This is a genomic window from Bacillus sp. SIMBA_074 (assembly GCF_046534555.1).
GTDB classification, from domain to species: Bacteria; Bacillota; Bacilli; order Bacillales; family Bacillaceae_G; genus Bacillus_A; species Bacillus_A mycoides.
In genome coordinates, this window is record NZ_JAWRYM010000581.1 from 1 (window position 1) to 269 (window position 269).

The window sequence follows — 269 nt, forward strand, 5'->3', positions numbered from 1 at the left end:
CTCTTTGGCATACTTTTTCACCGTTTCACCCATGTGCTGGAAGGAAAGACTGTCTACCTTTTCGCCGTCCCAGCGCGGAACGTTCGGTGTCGTTACGCCAATAATCCCAACTTTGATACTGTCTACAACGGCGATTGTGTATGGTTTAACAAAAGACTTTCCATCCTTGGTCGTAATATTTGCGCCGAGAACAGGGAATTTTACTTCTTTTTCGATTCGCTTGATCAAGTCGAGACCAAAATTGAATTCATGATTGCCTAAGGTCATCG

General features: G+C 44.2%; 1 pseudogene. It reads right to left on the minus strand.

Features of this window, described 5'->3' with window-relative positions:
* Positions 1 to 269: pseudogene (locus SB773_RS32055) on the minus strand (bifunctional metallophosphatase/5'-nucleotidase); the annotation flags it as partial.